The organism is Variovorax sp. Root318D1, from assembly GCF_001424835.1.
Lineage (GTDB): Bacteria > Pseudomonadota > Gammaproteobacteria > Burkholderiales > Burkholderiaceae_C > Variovorax.
In genome coordinates, this window is sequence record NZ_LMCQ01000006.1 from 183,882 (window position 1) to 191,072 (window position 7,191).

The window sequence follows — 7,191 nt, forward strand, 5'->3', positions numbered from 1 at the left end:
TTCATGCGGGTTGCAGGGCGCGCACGAATGCGCCGCGCAGCGAATGCAGCAGGCGCTCGTGCCACTTCGGGTTCTGCACCACCTCGGCGCGATAGAAGCTCGGGCACAGCGTGGCCGCGTGCGCGTTCTCGCCGCACAGGCCGCAGCCTACGCAGCCGTCAATCACTGTGGCCACCGGGTCGACCTTGAGCGGATCGGGGTTGTCCTTGAGCGTGAGCGTGGGGCAGCCCGAGAGGCGGATGCAGGCGTGGTCGCCGTTGCACACGTCTTCGTCCACGCCGTACTTCACGCGCACCACGCGCTCGCCTTTTTTCAAGAGGCTGGCGATCCAGGGCTTGATGCGGCGCTGGCGCTCGAGCTGGCATTCGCCTTCGGCAATCACCACCTTCAGACCGTTGAAGTCGCTGGTGAGCGCCTCGGTCAGCGTCTTGCGCATGCGCTCCACGTCGTAGGTGGTCACGGTGCGCATCCACTTCACGCCCAGGCCGGTGAGCGTGGCCTCGATGGTCTGGTTCTTGTCGACCAGGCTCTGCTGCTTGTCGACCGCGCGTTCCTTCGTTTCGTCGTCGGGCGTGGAGATGATGTCCTGCGTGCCGGTGGCCGAGGTGTAGCCGTTCTTGAAGATGAGCAGCACCGCGTCGTCGTCGTTGAAAAGCGCGCTCTGCACGCCTGTGAGAAGTCCGTTGTGCCAGAAACCGCCGTCGCCCATGATCGACAGCGTGCGGCGATTCATCATCGGCGCCACGCCCGCGCGGCTGGCCAGGCTCATGCCGTAGCCCAGGATCGAATGGCCCATCGAGAACGGCTCGAAGGTGCCGAAGGCGTGGCAGCCGATGTCGGCCGCGATGTGTACCGGCCCGGTCTCCTGCTGCGCGAGCTTCAGGGCCGAGAACACCGGCCGTTCGGGGCAACCGACGCAGAAGCTCGGCGGCCGGTTGGGCAAGGGCGTAGAGAGCTGGCGCGCCACCGCCTCGCGACGCTCTCTGTTGCCGGCCAGCCAGGCCTCGGCCGACGACAAGGCTTCGCCGACTTCAATGTACTTTGCCGCGAACGTGCCGATGCCGCCCGAGAGCACCTCGACGCCGTATTCGCCGGCCGAAGGCAGCAAGTCCTTGCCGTGCAGCGGCGTCTGGATGTCGCGCCGGCGCAGCAGGGTGGCAATGTCCTGCTCGATGTATTCGGGCTGGCCTTCTTCCACCACCAGCACCGCGCGCTTGCCCACGCAGAAGTCGGCCACTTGTTCGGGCACCAGCGGGTAGGTCACGTTGAGCACCAGGATCGGAATGTCCGTCTCGCCGAATGCGTCGGCGAGGCCCTGCTGCTGCAGGCTGCGGACAAGCGCGTTGTAGAGCCCGCCCTGCACCACGATGCCGAGGTCGGCATGCCGGCCGCCCGGGATCAGTTCGTTGAGCCCGTGTTCGACGATGTAGCGCCGCGCCGCGGGAATGCGTTCGTCGCCCTTGAGTTTTTCATGGCGAAAGGTGACGGGCGGATGCGCGAGCCGCATGTAGTCGAAGCCCGCGGGCTCGCTCATCAGCGCGCGGGTCGACACGGCGGGCGCGATGTTGTCTTTGCACTCGAAGCTGCCGCGCACGTGGCAGGTGCGGATGCGCAGCTCCATCAGGCAGGGCATGTTCGAGGTTTCCGAAAGGCGAAAGCCTTCTTCCACCATGCGCACCATCACGCCCAGGTCGGGCCGTGGATCGAGCAGGCACATGCTCGACTTGAGCGCATAGGCATGCGTGCGCTCCTGGATCACGCTGGCGCCTTCGCCGTAGTCCTCGCCCACCACCACCAGCACGCCGCCGGTCACGCCCGGCGACGACAGGTTGGAAAGTGCGTCGGCTGCCACGTTGGTGCCGACGATCGATTTCCACGTCACGGCGCCGCGCAGCGGATAGTGAATGGACGCGCCGAGCATCGCCGCGGCCGAGGCCTCGTTGGAGCAGGCCTCCACGTGCACGCCGAGCTCGTCCATGTAGGCCTTGCCCTGGACCATCACGTCGAGCAAGTGAGACACCGGCGCGCCTTGGTAGCCGCCCACGTAGGCCACGCCGGATTGCAGCAGGCCCTTGGTGATGGCGAGGATGCCCTCGCCGTGGAAGGTGTCGCCGGCGCCGAGGCGCAGCAACTCGACTTCCTTGCTGAATGAAACTTCCATCGTGTCTCTTTTCTTCTGGAGGTTGCGCAGTGTGGCCGCCGAATCGCCATACATCAATAAAATAAGCAAGCTATGCGACATGAATGCCATGCATATTGAAAAGCTGGATCTCAACCTGCTGAGGCTCTTCGATGCGGTCTTCAGGGCCCGCAGCGTGAGCCGTGCGGCCGATGCCCTTGGCCTCACGCAGCCGGCGGCCAGCCACGGCCTCACGCGGCTGCGCCTGCTGCTGGGCGATGCGCTCTTCACGCGCACCCCCGGCGGGGTGGCGCCCACGCCGCGGGCCGAACGGCTGGCGGTGCCGGTGCAGGCCGCGTTGGCCATGCTGCAGCAAGCCCTGGCAGAGCCCGAACGCTTCGACCCGGCCACGACGCGCAAGCTGTTTCGCATCCACATGAGCGACATCGGAGAGGGCCGGTTCCTGCCGGCGCTGATGGCCCGGCTGCGCGAGTTGGCGCCGGGCGTGCGGATAGAGACGATGCCGCTGGCCACCGGCGACATTGGCGCGGCGCTCGACAGCGGCCGGGTCGACTTCGCCTTCGGATTCCTCCCCAAGGTGAAGGACACACAGCGCGCCCAGCTGCTGAAAGACCGCTACATCGTGCTGCTGCGCAAGGGGCATCCCTTCGCGAAGCGGCGGCGCAGCGGGCAGGCGCTGCTCGAGGCGCTGCACGAGCTCGACTACGTGGCGGTGCGCACGCATGCCGACACGCTACGCATCCTGCAGCTGCTGAACCTGGAAGACCGCCTGCGCCTCACGACCGAGCACTTCATGGTGCTGCCGGCCATCGTGCGTGCCACCGACCTTGCCGCGGTGATGCCGCGCAACATTGCGCGCGGCTTCGCGGAAGAGGGCGGTTATGCCATCGTCGAGCCGTCCTTTCCGTTGCGCGACTTCACGGTATCGCTGCACTGGAGCAAGCGCTTCGAGGCCGATCCGGCCAACCATTGGCTGCGCCAGGTGGTCACGGCGCTGTTCTCGGAACGTTCCTGAAGGGAGACCCGTTCATGCAGCGGTCAGGCTCGGATGCCACCATCGCGGCATCCATGAAGAAACGCATTCCCTCCTTTCTGCGCCACGTAGGTCCCGGTGTCGTCACCGGTGCGGCGGACGACGATCCGTCGGGCATTGCCACCTACACGCAGGCGGGGGCGCAGTTCGGCACCGGCCTGCTCTGGACGGTGTTTCTCTCCCTGCCCTTCATGGTGGCGATCCAGCTGGTGTCGGCGCGCATCGGCCGGGTCACGGGCAAGGGCGTGGCGGCCAACATGCGCGAGCACATGCCCCGCGGCTTCCTGGTTGTGCTGGTGGCGCTGCTGGTGGCGGCCAACACCATCAACATCGCGGCCGATATCTCCGCCATGGGCGAAGCCATGCAACTGGTGGCGGGCGGCGGCGCGCACTTTTATTCTCTGGTCTTCGGCGTGGTCACGGTGCTGCTGCAGGTGTTTGTGCCCTACCGCAAGCTGGCCCACATCCTCAAGTGGCTGACGCTCACGTTGTTCGCCTACGTGGCGGCCGTGTTCTCGGTGCAGGTGGAGTGGGCGCGGGTGCTGCACGACCTGGTCGTGCCCCGGCTGCAGTGGAGCGGGGACTACTGGATGATGATCGTGGCGCTGCTCGGCACCACGATCTCGCCCTACCTGTTCTTCTGGCAGGCCTCGCAGGAAGTCGAGGAGCTGCGGCTGAAGGGCGGCCAGCGCGGCACCGAGAACGACGTGCGGCGCGACCTGCGGCGCGTGCGGCTCGATACCTGGATCGGCATGACTTTTTCCAACCTGATCGCGTTCTTCGTGATGGTGGTCGGGGCGTCGGTGCTGTTTGCGGCGGGCGTGCATGACGTCACATCGGCGGCGCAGGCGGCCGAGGCGCTGCGGCCGCTGGCCGGCGACTTCGCCTTTTGGCTGTTTGCCGGAGGGATCATTGCCACCGGCCTGCTGGCCGTTCCCGTGCTGGCGTCCTCGGCCGCTTATGCGGTGGCCGAGGCCTTCGGGTGGGAAGAGGGGCTCGAGCGGCATTGGCGCGAGGCCAAGGAGTTCTACGGAATCATCGCGGTCGCCACGCTTGTCGGCACCGCGCTCGACTTCACGCCCATCGACCCCATGAAGGCGCTCTACTGGAGCGCCGTGATCAATGGCGTGGTCGCGGTGCCGATCATGGCGGCCATGATGGTCCTGGTGACGCGCGAGAAGGTGATGGGCGTGTTCACTTCGGGGCGGCGCACGCGTTGGCTCGGCTGGGGCGGCACGGCGCTGATGGGGTTCGCGGCGCTGATGATGGGGTGGGATCTGGTGCGTTGAGATGGGGGCCAATGGGCTACCGGCTCAGCCCGTGGCAGCCGCCCAACACCCGAATGCGCCGGTGGCAAACCTAAGCATTCATCGCAAAAACTGAGGGTGTGACATAAGCCGCGTCTCCGGCCTGAATCTGTGCGCGCCACAGTTTGTTGACGTTTATTTCTGCCCCTGGATTCGAAAATCCCCTTATGTGGGCGCCCCGCATCGGCGCCCCAGCACATTGCTTTCGCAGCGTGCGTTGCTGTCACATGGGCGATCAGGGAAGAAGAACGAGATGAATAAGAATTTTTTCAGGGTGATCTGGAGCGCGGCGCGCGCCATGCGGGTCGTCGTTCCCGAGGCGGCGACCAGCGCTGGCAAGGGTGCCTCCAAGGCCACGGGAAGCGCCGGTGCGGCAGCAGCGGCCGTGGCGCTCTTCGGTGTGCTGGCCGCGTTCCCTGGACAGGCCCAGATCGCGGGCGCCCCGAACGTCCCCGGCAACCTTCGCCCCACCGTGCTCGTGGCGCCCAACGGCACGCCCCTCATCAACATACAAACTCCGAGCGCCGCCGGTGTCTCGCGCAATGTCTACAGCGATTTCAACGTCGGCACCAGCGGCGCCATCCTGAACAACAGCCGTTCCAATGTGCAGACCCAGCTCGGCGGCATCGTCCAGGGCAATCCTTATCTCGCCACAGGTGCCGCACGCATCATTCTCAACGAAGTGAACGGCGGCAACCCCAGCCAGCTGCGCGGCTACATCGAAGTCGGTGGGCAGCGCGCCGAAGTGGTGATTGCCAATCCGGCCGGCATCAACGTCGACGGCGCTGGCTTCATCAACGCGTCGAGAACGACATTGACCACGGGTACGCCGCAGTTCAACGCGTACGGCGGCCTGGACAGCTTCTTGGTGCGCGGCGGCACCATCACCATCAACGGCGCGGGCTTCGATGCCAGCCGGACCGACTACGCAGCCATCCTCGCACGCGCCGTCGAAGCCAACGCCGGCATCTGGGCGACTGAGCTCAAGGTTGTCACTGGCGCGAACCAGATCAGCGCCGACCACAGCCAGGTCACACCGACGGCGGGCAGCGGCACGGCGCCTACCTTTGCCCTGGATGTGGCTGCGCTCGGCGGCATGTACGCGGGCAAGATCACGCTCATCGGCACCGAAGCTGGCCTGGGCGTGCGCAATGCCGGCAGCATCGAGGCCGCCCCGGGCACCACCGCTCTCGCAGGAGCAGGGCAGCTCATCGTCACCAGCGCCGGGCGACTCGAGAACATCGGCACGATCCAGGCAACGGCCGATGCGAAGCTCTCGGCAACGGCATTCACCAACAGCGGCACTGTCTCGAGCGGCAGCAACCTCAGGGTCACAACGCAGGCCAACCTCACCAACTCGCTCAATGGCACGGGCGGCACGCTCGAAGCCCAGGGCGTCCAGCTCACGAGCACGGCTGGCGACATCGACAACCGGGGCGGCACCATCCGTCAGACCAGCGGCGTGGCGCTGACCCTTGCCGCGCCGACGCTGAGCAACACCAGCGGCGGGGTGATCGGTCTTGAGCCCGCACCGGCGCCGACCGCTGGAACGGGAGGAACGACCGGCACGGGCACCACGTCAGGCGGCACCACCGGCACGGGCTCGACATCCGGCACCACCTCCACGACGACCATGGAACGGGAGGAACGACCGGCACGGGCACCACGTCAGGCGGCACCACCGGCACGGGCTCGACATCCGGCACCACCTCCACGACGACCAGCGGAACGACTTCGGCGACGACCACCGCCCCCGCACCACCCCCAATCGAGCCGGGCACCATCACCGCCGCCGGCGCGATCCGCAACGACGGCGGCAAGATCTACGGGGGTGGCCCGATCACGCTGCAAAGCGCGAACGTCATCAACAACGGCGGTACGCTGAGCGTCGCCAGCATGGCGCTGAGCCAGCCGAGCTTTTCCAATCACGGGGGCACCCTCAACGTCTCCGGCGCGTTCACGGGCAATCTGGGCACCTTCGACAACTCGGCAGGGACGCTGAACGCGGGCAGCCTGAACATCGCCACCAGCGGCGACTTCGTGAACACCGACGGCGTGCTGACCAGCGCGACCGACGCGAACCTTTCCGTGGGCGGGACGCTGGAGAACACACGGGGAACGATCTCGGCGACGGGCAGCCTGAGCGCGAACGTGGCCGGAACCACCGTCAACGACGCCGGAACACTCGTCTCCAACCAGGCCCTGACCCTCCACACCGGCTCTCTCTCGAACACCCAGGGCAGCATCCAATCGGCGCAGGCCGGTGTGCAGCTCGCGGTGGCGAACCAGCTCCTCAACGGCAGCGGCGGCATCATCGGTGCGGCCACCGATCTCAATGTGCAGGCCGGTTCGCTGGTTAATGGCGGCAGCCTGCGCGGCGCGAACGATGCGACCGTGGCGGTCGGCGGCACACTGACCAACGACGGCAGCATCACGGCCGGACGCCACACGACGATCGCCGCGGGCAGCCTGCAAGGCAGCAGCACCGGCGTGCTTGGCGCAGGCATCCAGAGCGACGGTACGCTGGCTACGGCAGGCGACTTGCTGGTCACGACCGGTGGCGCGCTGGTCGCCCACGGCACCAACCTCGCGGCCGGCAATGCCACGCTGCAGGGCGCGAGCGTCGATCTGTCATCGAGCAAGACCAGCGCGGCCAACATCGCCATCACCGCCACCCAGGGCAACGTCACCACCAGCCAGGCCGCGATCAC

General features: G+C 66.9%; 3 protein-coding genes and 1 pseudogene. 3 read left to right on the plus strand and 1 reads right to left on the minus strand.

What is annotated here, in order from left to right; genetic code table 11:
* Window position 1: 1 nt before the first annotated feature.
* Window positions 2-2,161, minus strand: a complete 2,160-nt coding sequence (locus ASC78_RS07680) for a thiamine pyrophosphate-dependent enzyme (protein WP_055798817.1) — start codon at window positions 2,159-2,161, stop codon at window positions 2-4.
* Window positions 2,162-2,240: 79 nt separating this feature from the next.
* Here ASC78_RS07680 and ASC78_RS07685 point away from each other — a divergent pair, with 79 nt between their 5' ends.
* The 3 genes and pseudogenes from ASC78_RS07685 to ASC78_RS07695 all read left to right on the plus strand — a co-directional run.
* A complete protein-coding gene (locus ASC78_RS07685) occupies window positions 2,241-3,155 on the plus strand; it encodes a LysR family transcriptional regulator (protein ID WP_055798732.1) in 915 nt (304 codons plus the stop codon).
* Between the two features lie 53 nt (window positions 3,156-3,208).
* On the plus strand, window positions 3,209-4,462 hold the full coding sequence (locus tag ASC78_RS07690; RefSeq protein WP_157634411.1) for an NRAMP family divalent metal transporter: 1,254 nt from the start codon (window positions 3,209-3,211) through the stop codon (window positions 4,460-4,462).
* Window positions 4,463-4,733: 271 nt separating this feature from the next.
* Window positions 4,734-7,191 (plus strand): annotated as a pseudogene (locus tag ASC78_RS07695) (two-partner secretion domain-containing protein); the annotation flags it as partial.